The sequence below is a fragment of the Streptomyces sp. NPDC029296 genome, from assembly GCF_055569255.1.
Genome location: NZ_JBVHXT010000035.1, coordinates 31,807 through 47,648 on the forward strand (window position 1 = coordinate 31,807; position 15,842 = coordinate 47,648).

General features: G+C 75.3%; 10 protein-coding genes. 1 reads left to right on the forward strand and 9 read right to left on the reverse strand.

What is annotated here, in order from left to right; all coding sequences use genetic code 11:
- Positions 1-70 precede the first annotated feature (70 nt).
- Positions 71-3,586, forward strand: coding sequence for an SCO5717 family growth-regulating ATPase (locus tag ACZ4W9_RS27835; protein ID WP_467940356.1), 3,516 nt, complete (start codon positions 71-73; stop codon positions 3,584-3,586).
- A gap of 86 nt (positions 3,587-3,672) precedes the next feature.
- Here ACZ4W9_RS27835 and ACZ4W9_RS27840 read toward each other — a convergent pair whose 3' ends face one another.
- The 9 genes from ACZ4W9_RS27840 to rimP all read right to left on the reverse strand — a co-directional run bounded on the left by ACZ4W9_RS27840 (position 3,673) and on the right by rimP (position 15,762).
- Positions 3,673-4,620 (reverse strand): bifunctional riboflavin kinase/FAD synthetase, encoded by a 948-nt coding sequence (locus ACZ4W9_RS27840; protein ID WP_467940357.1) that lies wholly within the window; start codon positions 4,618-4,620, stop codon positions 3,673-3,675.
- A gap of 202 nt (positions 4,621-4,822) precedes the next feature.
- Entirely contained in the window at positions 4,823-8,197 is a 3,375-nt protein-coding gene (locus tag ACZ4W9_RS27845) for a trypsin-like peptidase domain-containing protein (RefSeq protein WP_467940459.1), read from the reverse strand.
- A gap of 465 nt (positions 8,198-8,662) precedes the next feature.
- A complete protein-coding gene (gene truB, locus ACZ4W9_RS27850; protein ID WP_467940359.1) occupies positions 8,663-9,568 on the reverse strand; it encodes a tRNA pseudouridine(55) synthase TruB in 906 nt (301 codons plus the stop codon).
- A complete protein-coding gene (rbfA, locus tag ACZ4W9_RS27855) occupies positions 9,565-10,023 on the reverse strand; it encodes a 30S ribosome-binding factor RbfA (protein WP_467940360.1) in 459 nt (152 codons plus the stop codon). The genes truB and rbfA overlap by 4 nt, the downstream gene beginning before the upstream one ends.
- Before the next feature lie 52 nt (positions 10,024-10,075).
- Entirely contained in the window at positions 10,076-10,369 is a 294-nt protein-coding gene (locus ACZ4W9_RS27860) for a DUF503 domain-containing protein (protein WP_467940361.1), read from the reverse strand.
- 196 nt (positions 10,370-10,565) lie between these two features.
- Positions 10,566-13,649, reverse strand: coding sequence for a translation initiation factor IF-2 (gene infB / locus ACZ4W9_RS27865; protein ID WP_467940363.1), 3,084 nt, complete (start codon positions 13,647-13,649; stop codon positions 10,566-10,568).
- Positions 13,650-13,794: 145 nt separating this feature from the next.
- Entirely contained in the window at positions 13,795-14,091 is a 297-nt protein-coding gene (locus ACZ4W9_RS27870) for a YlxR family protein (RefSeq protein ID WP_467940364.1), read from the reverse strand.
- 160 nt (positions 14,092-14,251) lie between these two features.
- A complete protein-coding gene (gene nusA / locus ACZ4W9_RS27875; RefSeq protein ID WP_467940365.1) occupies positions 14,252-15,238 on the reverse strand; it encodes a transcription termination factor NusA in 987 nt (328 codons plus the stop codon).
- A gap of 2 nt (positions 15,239-15,240) precedes the next feature.
- On the reverse strand, positions 15,241-15,762 hold the full coding sequence (rimP, locus tag ACZ4W9_RS27880; RefSeq protein ID WP_467940367.1) for a ribosome maturation factor RimP: 522 nt from the start codon (positions 15,760-15,762) through the stop codon (positions 15,241-15,243).
- Positions 15,763-15,842 lie beyond the last annotated feature (80 nt).

A 15,842-nucleotide genomic window follows, 5' to 3' on the forward strand; every position in this document is an offset into this window, starting at 1 on the left:
ACGACTCGGTACGACACGACATGGTCGCCCCGGCACGGCATGAGGGTGCTCGACCACACCAGGAGGAATTGTGAGCAGCGATCGGGACGGGATGCGCGGGGGCTGGGACACACCCGGCGATGACCAGCCCGACGCGGAGGCCGTCGAGACCACCGGCGAGTTCACCATCGACTACGCTCCCCCCGCCTGGTACACGCAGAACGCCTCCGGCACGCAGGGGGGCTCCTCGGGCGCGGGCGGTTTCGCCGACCCGGCCGCCCCGGCCGGCTCCGGGGTGCCGTCGTTCCCGGCGAGCCCGCCGGCCCCGGGTGCCGTGCCGCCGCCGGCCCCCCAGCCGCCGGGCACGCCTGAGCAGGGCACTCCGTTCGCTCCGCCGCCGGGGGCTCCGTACGCCCCTCGGCAGGGCGCCGCGTATCCGCCGCCCGCTCCCGCGCACGGGGCCACGCCCGCGCAGGGGACGCCGTACGCCCCGCCCGCCCCGCAAGGTACGCCGTACGCCCCGCCCGCCCCGACAGGTGCGCCGTACGCCCCGGCCGCGCCGCCCGCGCCGCCGGCCGGCGGCCCCGTGCCGATGCCGCGGCTGCCCGAGGGCTTCGAGCCGCAGCAGCCGCAGTCGGCCGGGCAGGAGGTGCCGGCCGCCCCTGGCGCGGGTGAGCCGGAGACGGACAACACGGACAACACGGACAACGGGGATCTGGACAGCGGGGCGACCATGCGGTTCTCCGCGGGCGCCCTGAAGCGCGAGCTGGCCGAGTTCGCCGAGCGCGCGGCGGCCGAGGTCAAGCAGGCCGGGGCCGCGGGTGGTTCGGCCGAGGGCTCCGGGGCCGGGGCCGGAGCCGGTGCCGGCGATTCCCGGGACGGCGAGGGCGCCGCGGACGAGGGCGCGGAGGCGGGGGCCTCCGGTCCGGACGCCGTCACCGCTGGTGACACCGCGTCCGAGGCGGGCGAGGACGGCCGGGAGGACGCGGAACCGGCTGTCGCCGAGGGTTCCGCGGCGGAGGACGGCGCGGTCGGCGAGCCTGCCGGGGAGACCGCCGAGGAGTCCGTCGAGGAGAGCGGTGCCGGAGAGCGCACCGCCGGCCCCCCGCGCTCCGTCGCGCCGGAGCGGTCGGCCGCCGTTCCGGCGGACGGCACGGCTCAGGACGGCACGGCTCAGGACGGCACCGCGCAGGAGGACACGACTCAGGACGGCACGAGCCAGGACGGCACGAGCCAGGACGGCACGGCTCGGCAGAGCGAGCCCGGCGACAGCACGCCCGAGGACAGCCTTCCGGGTGAGGGCACCCCGGCCGCCGGCACCCCGGCCGCCGGTGCCCCGGACAGCGCCGCCCAGCAGCCCGCCGCGCCGCCCGCCACGGACACCCCGCAGCCCGGCCCTCCGCAGCCCACCGCCTCGCAGCCCGCTCCTCTCCAGCCCGGTGGCTACGGCTTTCCCCAGCCCTCGGTGACTCCGCAGCCCGGCGGTTACGGCTTCCCGCAGCCCCCGGCGTCCCAGCAGCCCCCCGCTCCCCAGCCCGGTGGCTACGGCTTCCCCCAGCCCCCGGCGACTCCGCAGCCCGGCGGTTACGGCTTCCCGCAGCCCCCGGCGTCCCAGCAGCCCCCCGCTCCCCAGCCCGGTGGTTACGGCTTCCCCCAGCCCCCGGTGGCCCCGCAGCCCGGGCCCGGCGCCCCGTACGGCGCCGTGCCGCCCGCTCCCCCGGCTCCGCAGGGTGCCCAGCCCGGCTGGACGCCGCCGCCTCCGCCGCAGGAGGGGCTGCCGCCGCTGCCGCCCGCGTACCAGCCCGCCGCCCCCGCGCCCGCCGCCCAGTGGCCGCAGCAGCCCGGACCGATGCCGGGCCGGCAGCCGCAGCCGCAGCCCGCGGACGGGCAGGGACCGGCCGGTGCGCCCGGCGCGCAGCCGCCGTTCCAGCCCCAGCCACCGCAGCCCGCGCCCGCCGCGTGGCACCAGCCGCACGACCCGAACCAGCCGCCCGGCAACCCCCACCAGCCGAACCAGCCCACCGCACCGGCGGCCGGGCCCCGGCCGGCTCCCCACGCCCCCACCCCGCCCGGCGGCTACGGCTTCCCCCAGCCCGGCGCACCCACCCCCCCGGCACAGCCCGGCGGTTACGGCTTCCCGCAGCCCCCGGCTCCCCAGCCGAACGAGCCCACCGCACCGGCGGCCGGTCCGCAGCCGGGCCCCAACGCCCCCGCCCCGCCCGGCGGTTACGGCTTCCCGCAGCCCCCGCAGAGCGCGCAGTCCGGTCCCGCCGGGCCCGGTGCCCCGCAGGCGCCGGTCGATCCGCGCACCGGGGCCGCGTGGCCGCAGCCCGTGCGGCACGACCAGCGGCAGCCGACCAACCCCGGTGCCGCGCCGCTCGGTTACACCGCCGCCGTGGAGCTGTCCTCGGACCGGCTGCTCAACAACAAGAAGCAGAAGGCGAAGAGCGGCCGGCCCACCGCGGCGGGCGGCCGGTTCAAGCTGGGCGGGAAGAAGGAGGAGGCCGAGCGGCAGCGGAAGCTGGAGCTGATCCGCACGCCGGTGCTGTCCTGCTACCGGATCGCGGTCATCAGCCTCAAGGGCGGTGTCGGCAAGACGACCACGACGACCGCGCTCGGCTCCACCCTGGCCACCGAGCGGCAGGACAAGATCCTGGCGATCGACGCCAACCCGGACGCGGGAACGCTCGGGCGCCGGGTGCGCCGGGAGACCGGGGCCACCATCCGCGACCTCGTCCAGGCCATCCCGTACCTGAACTCGTACATGGACATCCGGAGGTTCACCTCCCAGGCGCCCTCCGGTCTGGAGATCATCGCCAACGACGTGGACCCGGCCGTGTCGACCACGTTCAACGACGAGGACTACCGGCGGGCGATCGACGTCCTCGGCCGGCAGTACCCGGTGATCCTGACCGACTCGGGCACCGGTCTGCTGTACAGCGCGATGCGCGGGGTGCTGGACCTCGCCGACCAGCTGATCATCATCTCCACGCCGTCCGTGGACGGTGCGAGCAGCGCGAGTACGACGCTGGACTGGCTGTCCGCGCACGGGTACTCCGACCTGGTCTCCCGGTCTCTCACGGTGATCTCCGGGGTCCGCGAGACCGGCAAGATGATCAAGGTCGAGGACATCGTGGCGCACTTCGAGACCCGCACGCGCGGGGTCGTCGTCGTGCCGTTCGACGAGCACCTGGCCGCCGGTGCCGAGGTCGACCTCGACATGATGCGGCCGAAGACGCGCGAGGCGTACTTCAACCTCGCCGCGCTGGTCGCCGAGGACTTCACCCGGCACCAGCAGGCGCACGGACTGTGGACGAGCGACGGCAACCCGCCTCCGGTGGCCGCCCCGCCGATGCCGGGCCAGGCCGCGCCCGACCAGCAGTTGTACGGCGGCGGCCAGCCGTATCCCCAGGCGCCGGGGCAGCCGTACCCGCAGGCGCCCGGTCAGCCGTACGCCCCGCCGCAGCAGCCGTACCCGCCGCAGCAGGGCCAGCCGCAGCCGTACCCGGCCCAGCCGGGCGGTTACCCGCAGCCCGGGCAGCCGCAGGCACAGCCCCAGCCGTACCCGGGCCGGCAGCCGCCGCAGGCGCCGCCCGCGCAGCAGTAGGGACGCACGGAAAAGGGCGGCCGGTGCACCGGGCACCGGCCGCCCTTTCGCGTCGTGCGAGCCGACGGGAAGCGGACGGGCGGGGACTACCTCTCCGCCGCCACGATCTCCTTGCAGCGCTTGACGTCCTCGGCCATCTGCTCCAGCAGGGCGTCCAGGGAATCGAACTTCGCCTGGCCGCGCACGTAGGCGAGGAAGTCGACGGCGACGTGCTGGCCGTACAGGTCGAGGCCGACGCGGTCGATGGCGTACGCCTCGACCGTGCGCTCGGTGCCGTCGAACTGCGGGTTCGTGCCGACGGAGACGGCGGCCGGCATGGCCTCGCCCTGGGCGTGCAGGAAGCCCGCGTAGACGCCGTCGGCGGGGACGGCGGTGTGCGGGAGCGTCTCGACGTTGGCCGTCGGGAAGCCCAGTTCCCGGCCGCGCTGGGCGCCGCGGACGACGACGCCCTCCACGCGGTGCGGGCGGCCCAGGATCTCGCGGGCGCCCGCGACGTCGCCCTCGGCGACCAGGCGGCGGGTCAGCGTGGAGGAGAACGGCTCGCCGCCGCCCGCCGCGCCGGTGACGTACAGGTCGACGACCTCGACCTCGAAGTCGTAGGTCTTGCCCTGCTCGGTGAGGAACTCGACGTTGCCGGCGGCCTTGTGGCCGAAGCGGAAGTTGGGGCCCTCCACGACCGCCTTGGCGTGCAGCTTGTCCACCAGGACCTTCACCACGAAGTCGGCGGGCGACAGCTTGGAGAACTCGGTGGTGAAGGGAAGGACGAGGACCGCGTCGACGCCCAGCTCGGCCATCAGCTCGGCGCGGCGGTGGTGCGGGGCGAGCAGCGGCGGGTGGCTGCCGGGGCGGACCACCTCGCTGGGGTGCGGGTCGAAGGTGACGACGACGGCGGGTACGCCCAGTTCGCGGGCGCGGTCGACGGCGTGCTTGATGATCAGCTGGTGGCCGCGGTGGACGCCGTCGTAGGAACCGATGGTGACGACGCTGCGCCCCCAGTCCTGGGGGATGTCCTCCAAGCCACGCCAGCGCTGCACTGTGACCGCTCCTCGAACCCTTGTCCGTGTCTGTCTTGACCTCGTTGTGCAGGTCTAAGGGTGCCATGCCGGGTGCTCCGCGCCAGCATCGGCATGGGGGCTGTGACGGGGCGCACGTCGGCGGCGCCGCCCCGGCCGGTGCGCGTATGCCCCGTATCCGCCCAGGCCGGTCGGGGTCCGCCCGTGGTCGTCCCGCGTCCCCTCAGGCCGGTACGCGCACGTCCGCCGGTTTCTCGAGCACGCGGCGGGTGCCGGGGCCGACCACGGCGGCCCAGTCGTCGGGGGCGTCGGCCAGCCAGCGGGCCAGGCGCGCGGCGAAGCCGGGCACGTGCCGGAGGAGGCCGGACAGGGCCCGGTCGCAGCGGGCGGCGCCCTCGGGCGTGCGGACGAGGAGCAGGCCGGTGCGGTGGAGCAGGCGACGGGTCTCCTCCTCGTCCGGTCCGCCGCCGGTGTCGTCCCGGGCCGCCGCCGCGTGCAGGACGGCGTCCAGGACGGCCGGGTCCGCCTCCCGGTCGAGCAGGAACTCCAGCAGTTCGCGGCGGAGCGGGCGGGAGGCGGGCGTGCCGGCGCCGGCCAGGACGGTGGCGAGGGCCGCCCGGAGGGGTTCCGGACCGCCGTCGAGCAGGGCGGTGACGAGGGGCAGCAGGACGGGCCGGGCGGCGGGGCCCCGGTCGAGCCGGCGGTGGACGCGGCGGGCGAGCGGCCCGGCGGTCTCCGGGCGCAGCTCCACCGCCTCCCGGAGCAGCGCGGCGACCGGCTGGGCGAGGACGGGAGCGGCGGTGTCGGCGAGGGCGCGCAGGGCGGCGTCCGCGCAGCCGCCCGCGTCCGCGGTGCGCAGCCGGGCGCGGAAGGCCTCCAGGACCGGTTCGGGGTGGGTGGCGAGGGCCGGGGCGAGGGCGCCCGGCGGGATCCGCGGGTCGCCCTCGGCGAAGTGGCCGAGGGCCGCGGGCAGATGGCGGTCGCGGGTGTGCGGGTCGTGGACCAGTACGGCGCGGGCGCCGCCGTACAGGGCGTGGTCGGCGGGGCGGACGAGCACGGCGAGGGCGGCGCGGCGCAGCAGGGCGCGGTCGGCCGCCGTGCGGACGTGCGGGGCGGCGCGCAGTCCGAAGGCGACGGCCGCGGCCCGGCGGGCCGGGCGTTCGTCGTGCGCCCAGCGGTCGGCCGCCCGGCAGAGGGCCGGCGGTTCGTCCTCGGCGAGGGCGGCGAGCAGTTCCCGGGCGCGCGGGTGGGGGCAGTCCGCCAACGCCTCGGTGAGACCGTCGGGGGCGCGGTGGCGGTGGGTGTGCAGCAGTGCCTGCGCGGCCGTGGCCACGGTGGCGTGCGGGGTCGCGGGCAGCGGGCGCTCGTCGGTGAACCAGCGGGTGAGCAGGGGTTGTACGACGTCGGGTGCGGCGGCGAGCAGTGCGGCGACGGCGTCCAGGTGGCGGGCGGCCGGGGCAAAGGGTGCCGGGTCCGCCGGGAGGAGGCGGCGCAGCAGGTCCAGGCGTTCGGCGTCGGGGACGGGCAGCGCGGTCCAGAAGGCGGGGCCGAACTCGGCCGGGACGGGCCGCCGGGCGTGGTGCCAGGTGACGATCCGGTCGGCGAGCAGGCGCAGCACCCGGGTGTACGGGGTCGCGTCCGGGAGCCGGAGCAGGGTCCGGGCGAGCAGCCGGGCGGCCCACCAGGAGCCGGTGTCACGGTCCAGGGCGTCGGTCAACTCCTGTAAATGTGAGGCGAGCTGGCCAGTGCCGTGCCGGCGGGCGAGGAACAGCAGGGACTGGACGACGGGGCCGACGCGGTGGTGCGGCACGGGGTCGGTGCGGGGCGCCCCGGGCCGTTCGCCGGGCGGGGGCAGCAGGGCGCGCAGGGCCTCGTCGAGGTCCAGGTGCATGCCGTGCAGCCAGTCGGCCAGGTCCTCGTGGGCGAAGCGATAGCCGTCGCCGGCCGGGACGAGCAGGCCCTCGGCGAGGACGGCGGAGGCCCAGCCGGTGCCGGCCCCGAGTCCGGCCGGGGCGGGTCCCCACGGGAACACGGCCTCGAACGACTCCCGGTCCAGCCCGCCCTGGCCGGGGCCGAGGCTGCGCCGGGCCGCCTCGTGCACCTGCCCGGCCACCCGCGCGGCGAGCCGCCGTACGGCCGTACCGCGCAGCCCGCCGGTGGCGGCGAGGCGGACCGCGACGCGCAGGCACACCAGGTCGAGGTAGGCGGCGTAGACGTCGTGCCGGTCCAGGGGCGCGGGGAGCGGGGCTTCGGGGGCGGCGGCCCGGACCTCGGACAGCAGCCGGAGCGTGAGCGGGTGCCGGGCGTCCCGCTCGGCGAGCGCGCCGTCCGGGATGCCGTACCGGGCGCGTGCCCGGCGCCCCTCGTCGGCGGTGAGGTCTCCGAGGGGGAGGCACGGGGGCAGGTCGGTCCCCCGGCCGTCCGCCGGGGCGTGGAGCAGGTGGCCGGGGAACGCCCGCCCCGCGCGCTCCCAGTGTTCCTCCCGGCAGGCCACCACCAGGCGGGCACCGGCCCGGTGGAGCCAGTCGGCCGTGCCCCGGGCCCACTCGGGCAGCCGGTGGGCGAGGTCCGGGGGCATCTCCTCGGGGCCGTCGAGGAGGAGCAGCAGCGGGCGGCCGGCCCGGGCGGCGAGGCGGGCCAGGTGGTCGGGGCCGACGTCGCCCAGGTCCTCGGGGCGGACGGCGCGGGACGCGGCGACGATCCGGGCGGCGCGAGTCAGGGCGCGGCGCGCGGCGTCGGCCACCGAGCCGTCCCCGGCCGCCAGGTCGGCACCGCGCAGCCACAGCGTCGGCGCGGGCCGCTCGCCCCGGGCGCGGCGGGCGGCCAGCACCGCGAGCTGTGTCGTACGGCCGCTGCCCGGGGCGCCGACCAGGCCGAGCACGGGCCGGTGGCCGCCGGTGAAGGCGGCCAGTTCCCGGGCGGTGCCGGGGCGCTCGATCGGGTCGGCGGCGCCCGGGGGGCCGTCCTGGCCCACCGAGGTCGTGGTCAGCTGGAGGATGCCGGCGAGGTTGAGGTCGGCGCCGTAGGCGGGCACGGTGGCCGCGTTGCGGGCGAGCAGCGCGGCGAGGGCGCCGTCGGCGGGCCGCAGCGGGGCCGCGAGGACCGCCTCGCGGCCCTCGGTGCCGAGGGCGGTGCCGAGGACGCCGACGACCGCGCCGGTCCGGGCGTCGCACACCGGTCCCCCGGCCGCTCCCCCGCCGGGCCGCAGCGCGTCCCGGCCCGCCGTGCCGATGGCCAGCTCCAGCACGTCGTCGAGGAGGTGGGGGCCGTCCGCGGCGGTGTACGCGGCCCGGGTGGCGGCCAGTACCCGCGCCTGGCGCCAGCAGCCGGCGGCGATCCGTACGTAGCTGCCGGCGTCGATCCGTTCCCGTACGGTCAGCGGCAGCGGGTCCGCGCCGAGGCCCTCGGCGCGGATCAGGGCGAGGCCCAGGCGGGGCAGCGGGGTGACGGCGTCGGCGGTGACCGCGCGAGGGCGCTCACCGGGGGCTTCCAGCATGAGCCGGGGCCGGCCGTCGACGGTCTCGTGGCTGGTGAGCAGGGTGCCCTCGTGGTCGGCGAGGAAGCCGAGGCCGAGGGGGCGGCCGGCCGGGTCCCCGATCCGTAGGCGCCGGTGGGCCGGGCGACGTCGGGAAGGTCGCCGTGCACGGCCGGTGCGCCGGGTACCGGCTCGCCGGGCCGGTGTTCCTCCCGCTCCCGGCGCCCGCCTTCGGTGCGCGGGCCCCGTTCCGCCATGGCCGTACCTCCCCGCCCGTCCCCGTGCCCTGCCCCGACCGTAGGCACGCGGGGCGGGCCAGGACAGTTCTCGCGGTGAACGCGCCCCCTTCCGCTCCCCCGGTTCACTCCGAGCGCCCGGCCGGCCGGGTGAATGAACGGGGGCTGCGGGACAACCCTAGGGGTGGGGGAAGAGGGGGGGATCGTGGAGGGGGGGGGGGGGGGGGGGGGGGGGGGGGGGGGGGGGGGGGGGGGGGGGGGGGGGGGGGAGAAAGGGGGGCCCCCCCCCCCCCCCCCCCCCCCCCCCCCCCCCCCCCCCCCCCCCCCCCCCCCCCCCGGGGGCCGGCCGGGCTCAGCCGAAGACGGCCAGGCTCTTGGCCTTGCCCCGGTGCTCCTCGACGAGCGCGAGGAAACGGTCCTCGGGGCCGAACACGGCCACCGCGCCGGCGCCCGCGTACTCCTCGGGCATCTCCAGCCGGACGCCGTTCAGCAGCAGCCGGGCCCGCTTGGCGTCGACCTGCCAGCGCCGGAACGCGGCGTCCGCGGCCTGGGCGATCGGCATCACGGTCAGCTCCTGCTGGAGCTGGTCCAGGGTTCGGGCCTCGTCCAGTTTGTAGGGGCCGACCCGGGTGCGGCGCAGGGCGGTGAGGTGGCCGCCCACGCCGAGACCGGCGCCCAGGTCGCGGGCCAGGGCGCGGATGTAGGTGCCGGAGGAGCAGACCACCGACACCACCAGGTCGAGCACGGGCGTGCCGTCCTCGGCGACGGCGTCGCGCACGTCGTACACGGCGAAGGAGGAGACGGTCACCGGCCGGGCGGGGATCTCGAATTCCTCGCCCTCGCGGGCCCGTTTGTACGACCGGACGCCGTCGATCTTGATGGCGCTGACCTTGGACGGCACCTGCATGATCTCGCCGGTGAGCTGGGCGATGCCGGCGTCGATGCCGTCCCGGGTCACCTTGGAGGCGTCGGTGGACGAGGTGATCTCGCCCTCGGCGTCATCGGTGAGGGTGGTCTGGCCCAGGCGGATGGTGCCCAGGTACTCCTTCTCGGTGAGCGCGAGGTGCCCGAGGAGCTTGGTGGCGCGCTCGACCCCGAGAACCAGGACGCCGGTGGCCATCGGGTCGAGGGTGCCGGCGTGGCCGACGCGGCGGGTCCTCGCGATCCCGCGCATCTTGGCGACCACGTCGTGCGAAGTGAAGCCCGACGGCTTGTCGACGATGACGAGGCCGTCGGGCGTGGTGTGCTTCTGGGTCATTCGGTGGCGTCGCCGTCCGTGTCGCTGTCGTCGTCCGCCGGCTTGCGATAGGGGTCGGCGCCGGCGGCGTACGTGGCGCCGGTGGCCGCCTCGCGCACCTTCTCGTCGGACTGCCGGGCCTTGTCGAGGAGGTCCTCGATGGTCCGGGCGGTGTCCGGCAGGGCGTCCGCGACGAAGGTCAGGGTCGGCGTGAACTTCACCCCGGCCGCGCGGCCCACCTCGGAGCGCAGGACGCCCTTGGCGCTCTCCAGGCCCGCCGCGGCGGCGTTCCGCTCCTCTTCGTCGCCGTAGACCGTGTAGAAGACGGTCGCCTCCCGCAGGTCACCCGTGACCCGGGTGTCCGTGATGGTGACGTGCGAGCCGAGCCGCGGGTCCTTGATCCCGCGCTGCAGCTTCTGGGCCACCACCTCCCGGATGAGGTCCGCCAGCCTTTTCGCCCGCGCGTTGTCGGCCACTGGTCCGTCTCCCGTTCTTTCTTCTTGCTTGCGTTCTGTGGTCTGGTCGTCGTCAGTCGTCTTCGCCGTGGATACGGCGTCGGACCGACAGCAGCTCCACCTCGGGGCGCGCGGCGACCAGCCGTTCGCACCGGTCCAGCACGTCGGTGAGGTGCGCCGCGTCGCCGGAGACCACGGCGAGGCCGATGACCGCCCGCCGATGGAGGTTCATGTGATCCACCTCGGCCGCGCTCACCGCGTACTTCCGCTGGAGCTCGGCGACGATCGGGCGGACGAGGGAGCGCTTCTCCTTCAGCGAGTGGACGTCGCCGAGGAGGAGGTCGAAGGACAGAGTCCCCACGTACATGTCGGTGCCGGTTTACCCGCCGGTACGGGATCGATGGCCTGGAGCCACCGTACCGCGTGCCCGCCGGCGGCTCGACCGGGTTTTCCGGGGGCGGCGCCCCGGGTTCCCGCTCGCCCACCCGAGCGATCGGATGGGCGGAAACGGCGCGCTGGCCGGCGGGACCGAAATCCCGCCGGCCAGCACGAACCAGGGGCTGTTACGCCCGCGGCTTCTCGCGCATCTCGTACGTCGCGATGACGTCGTCGACCTTGATGTCGTTGAAGTTGCCGAGGTTGATACCACCCTCGTAGCCTTCGCGGATCTCGGTGACGTCGTCCTTGAAGCGACGCAGGCCCTCGATGGTGAGGTTCTCCGCGACGACCTTGCCGTCGCGGATGAGGCGCGCCTTGGTGTTGCGCTTGACCTCGCCCGACCGGATGAGCACACCGGCGATGTTGCCCAGCTTGGACGACTTGAAGACCTCGCGGATCTCCGCCGTACCGAGCTCGACCTCCTCGTACTCCGGCTTCAGCATGCCCTTCAGGGCCGCCTCGATCTCCTCGATCGCCTGGTAGATGACCGAGTAGTACCGGACGTCCACGCCCTCGCGCTCCGCCATCTGCGCGGCACGGCCGGCCGCACGGACGTTGAAGCCGATCACGATGGCGTCCGAGCCCATCGCCAGGTCGATGTCGGACTCCGTGACCGCACCGACGCCGCGGTGCAGGACGCGGATGTCGACCTCTTCGCCGACGTCCAGCTGGAGCAGGGAGGACTCGAGGGCCTCGACGGAACCAGAGGCGTCACCCTTGATGATCAGGTTCAGCTGCTGGACCTCGCCGGCCTTGAGCACCTTGTCCAGGTCCTCCAGCGACACGCGGCGCGTGCGCTTGGCGAACGCGGCGTTGCGCTCGCGGGCGGCGCGCTTCTCGGCGATCTGACGGGCCGTACGGTCCTCGTCGACCACCAGGAAGTTGTCGCCCGCACCCGGGACGTTGGTCAGGCCGAGGACCTGGACCGGCGTCGACGGGCCGGCCTCGGCGACGTTGTTGCCGTTGTCGTCGAGCATGGCGCGCACCCGGCCGTAGGCGTCGCCCACGACCATCGTGTCGCCGACCCGCAGGGTGCCTCGCTGGACGAGGACCGTCGCCACGGCACCGCGGCCGCGGTCGAGACGGGACTCGATCGAGATGCCCTGCGCGTCCTGGTGCGGGTTGGCCCGCAGGTCGAGCGAGGCGTCGGCCGTGAGGACCACGGCCTCCAGCAGCGAGTCGATGTGCAGACCCTGCTTGGCGGAGATGTCGACGAACATGGTGTCGCCGCCGTACTCCTCGGCCACGAGGCCGTACTCGGTCAGCTGACCGCGCACCTTGGTCGGGTCGGCACCCTCGACGTCGATCTTGTTGACCGCGACCACGATCGGCACGTCGGCCGCCTTGGCGTGGTTGAGCGCCTCGACCGTCTGCGGCATGACGCCGTCGTTGGCCGCGACGACCAGGATCGCGATGTCGGTCGACTTCGCACCGCGGGCACGCATGGCGGTGAACGCCTCGTGACCCGGGGTGTCGATGAAGGTGATCTTGCGTTCTTCGCCGTTGACCTCGGTCGCGACCTGGTAGGCACCGATGTGCTGGGTGATGCCGCCGGCCTCGCCCGCGATGACGTTCGTCTTGCGGATCGCGTCGAGCAGTCGGGTCTTACCGTGGTCGACGTGACCCATGACGGTCACCACCGGCGGACGGACGACCAGGTCCTCCTCGGAGCCCTCGTCCTCGCCGAACTCGATGTCGAAGGACTCGAGCAGCTCGCGGTCCTCCTCCTCGGGGCTGACGATCTGAACCGCGTAGTTCATCTCGCCGGCGAGGAGCTGCAGGGTCTCGTCGGAGACGGACTGCGTGGCCGTGACCATCTCGCCGAGGTTCATCATGACCGCGACGAGCGACGCCGGGTTGGCGTTGATCTTCTCCGCGAAGTCGGTGAGCGACGCGCCGCGGGAGAGACGGATGGTCTCGCCGTTGCCGCGCGGCAGCATCACGCCGCCGACGCTCGGGGCCTGCATGGCCTCGTACTCCTGGCGCCTCTGCCGCTTCGACTTGCGGCCGCGGCGCGCGGGACCACCGGGACGGCCGAAGGCGCCCTGCGTGCCACCGCGGCCACCGGGACCACCGGGACGGCCACCGAAGCCGGGACGGCCACCGCCGCCACCGCCGGGACCACCCGGACGGCCGGCGAAGCCACCGCCGCCGCCACCGGGACCACCGGGACGGCCGGCGAAGCCGCCACCGCCGCCACCGGGACGGCCGGCGAAGCCGCCGCCACCGGGACGACCGCCGCCGCCACCGGGACGTGCACCGGCACCGGGACCGCGGCCGCCGGGGCCACCGCCGCCCGGACGCGGGCCGGCAGCGGGACGCTGCGGCATCATGCCGGGGTTCGGGCGCGGACCGGCCGGGCCGGGACGCGGGCCGCCCTGCGGGCGGGGCATGCCGGCCGGCGACGGACGCGGACCGCCCGGAGCCTGCGGACGCGGACCGCCGCCCTGGGCGCCGGCCGCCTGGGGGCGCGGAGCGCCGCCGGGACCGCCGGGACCGGGACGCGGGCCGCCCTGCGGGCGCGGGGCCTGCGGACGGGCCATGCCGGCGTTGCCGCCGGAGGTGAAGGGGTTGTTGCCCGGGCGCGGACCGGACGGACGGGCACCCGGACGCGGGGCCTGGCCGCCGGGACGCTGACCACCCTGACCCGGACGGGGCGCCTGGCCCTGGCCGGAGGCCGGACGGGAACCGCCGGGCTTCGGGGCGCCGGGACGGGAGCCGCCGGGACGCGGGCCCTGGGCGGCCGGAGCCTGCGGGGCCTGCGCGGCCGGAGCGGCCGGCGGAGCGGTGAACTCCGGGGCGGCCGGGGCCGGACGCGGCGCGGGCTTGGGACCGGGCACCGGGCGCGGACCCGGGGCGGCCGGGGCCGGCGCGGACGCCGCGGGGGCCGACGGGGCGGCCGGCTGCGGGGCGGCGGGCGCCGTCGGGGGCTTGGGAGCCGCCGCCGGCCGCGGGGCCGGGGAAGCCGGACGTGCCGCCTGCGCCGGAGAGGGCGCGGCGGGCTTGGGGGAGGCCTTGCGCGGGGCGGGCTTCGCGGACTTGCCGCTGCCACCGCCCTGGAAGGCGTCGGTCAGCTTGCGTACAACCGGCGCTTCGATGGTCGAAGACGCCGAACGGACGAATTCACCGAGTTCCTGGAGCTTGGCCATGACGACCTTGCTCTCTACACCGAACTCCTTGGCGAGTTCGTATACCCGGACCTTAGCCACTTCGCTCCTTTGAGGTCCGGGTTGAAGCCGGACCGTCGCTAGTTCATGGGCGTACTCATCGCGTACTCATCGAGTGCTCATCGCAATCTCGACCTGCTTTCGACTCGCGAGGTACCAGACCGTACGGGGTTCCGTACGGCACGTCTTACTGCGTTGCCTGCTCGGCAACTGTCGTCCGCTCGACGTATCGACGCAACGCCTTTGTGTCGAGCGCTCCCGGGACGCGCAGTGCCCGCGAGAACGCCCGGCGGCGTACCGCCTGGTCGAGACAGACCAGGGCGGGGTGCACGTAGGCACCCCGGCCGGGCAGCGTACCGCGAGGATCGGGGACGCATGCGTCCCCGCTCTCCACGATCCGCAGGAGATCGTTCTTGGCCGCCCGCTCCCGGCACCCCACACAGGTGCGTTCAGGGCATGTTCGGGCGTGCGTCCGGCCAGACACGGTTAAGTCTACCTCCCCGTACCGACCTCACTCCTTTGGGGCAAGAATCGAACGGCTGTTGTCGTGATCTCAGCGTCGGGCGGCCGGTATCTATTCCCCGGCCGCGGCTCCGCTCCCCCGGGTCCGGTCCTGGTCCCGGCTCCCCGGGGCGTTCTCCCGGCTAGGCGCCGGCCTGCTCGGTGTCCGGCCGGATGTCGATCCGCCAGCCGGTGAGGCGGGCGGCGAGGCGGGCGTTCTGGCCCTCCTTGCCGATCGCCAGCGACAGCTGGTAGTCCGGCACGGTCACCCGTGCGGAGCGGGCGGCCATGTCCACGACCTCCACCTTGCTCACCCGGGCGGGTGACAGGGCGTTCGCGACCATCTCGGCCGGGTCGTCCGACCAGTCGACGATGTCGATCTTCTCGCCGCTCAGCTCGCCCATCACGTTGCGCACCCGGCCGCCCATGGGGCCGATGCAGGCGCCCTTGGCGTTCAGGCCCGAACGGGTGGACCGTACGGCGATCTTGGTGCGGTGACCGGCCTCACGGGCGATCGCGGCGATCTCCACGGAGCCGTCGGCGATCTCCGGCACCTCCAGGGCGAAGAGCTTCTTCACCAGGTTCGGGTGGGTGCGGGAGAGGGTCACGGACGGACCCCGGACGCCCTTGGCCACGCGGACGACGTAGGACCGCAGGCGCATGCCGTGCGGGTACGTCTCGCCGGGCACCTGCTCCTGCACCGGCAGGATGGCCTCCAGCTTGCCGATGTCCACGAGCACGTTCTTCGGGTCGCGGCCCTGCTGGACCACGCCGGTGACGATGTCGCCCTCGCGGCCGGCGTACTCGCCGAGCGTCGCGTCGTCCTCGGCGTCGCGCAGCCGCTGCAGGATCACCTGCTTGGCGGTGGTGGCGGCGATACGGCCGAAGCCGGACGGGGTGTCGTCGAACTCGCGGGCCGCCTGGCCCTCCGCGAGGTCCTCGGGGTCCTCCTTCGCCCACACGGTCACATGCCCGGTCTCCCGGTTGAGCTCCACGCGCGCGTGTCGGCGGCTTCCCTCGGTGCGGTGGTAGGCGATGAGGAGGGCCGACTCGATCGCCTCGACCAGCAGGTCGAAGGAGATCTCCTTCTCCCGGACCAAACCCCGCAGGGCGCTCATATCGATGTCCACGGCTACGCCTCCTCCTCTTCCTTCATGTCCTTCTTGTCCTTCTCGCTGTCCTTGCGGTTGAACTCGACCTGCACGCGCGCCTTGGCGATCTCCGGGAAGCCGAGCCTGCGGCGGGTGGCCTTGCGGCCCTTCACGCCGGGCACCTCCACGTCGATCCCCTCGTCGTCGGCCTCCAGGATCCGCGCGAGCAGCTCGCCGCCCTCCGTGAGCTGGAACTTCACGAGCCGGTCGACGGCGCGCACGAAGTGCCGGTGCTCGGTGAGGAGGCGCTCCGCGCCAGGGGTGCCGACCTCCAGGTCGTACGCGCCCTCGCCCATCGCGTCGGTCTCGTCCAGCTTCGCCGAGAGCGCGCGGCTCACATCGGCGATCCGGTCCAGGTCCGCTCCGGTGTCGGAGTCGACGACGACGCGCAGCACCCGCTTGCGTCCTACGGAGTCCACGGCGATCTCTTCGAGATCCAGCCCATGGGAGGTGACGAGCGGTTCCAGCAGCTCTCGCAGCCTCTCGCTCTGGGTGGTGCTCATCCGGGTGACTCCTCGGCCGCGTGTGCTGTTGTGGGATGGGTCGCGTGTCTGGACAAAGCCTACTGCCTCCCGCGGGGGGT

What these genes read in the sequence shown, in the direction of transcription:
- truB (WP_467940359.1), bottom strand. Translation starts at nt 9,568, where the DNA reads ATGACCCAGAAGCACACCACGCCCGACGGCCTCGTCATCGTCGACAAG.
- ACZ4W9_RS27860 (WP_467940361.1), bottom strand. Translation starts at nt 10,369, where the DNA reads ATGTACGTGGGGACTCTGTCCTTCGACCTCCTCCTCGGCGACGTCCAC.
- rimP (WP_467940367.1), bottom strand. Translation starts at nt 15,762, where the DNA reads ATGAGCACCACCCAGAGCGAGAGGCTGCGAGAGCTGCTGGAACCGCTC.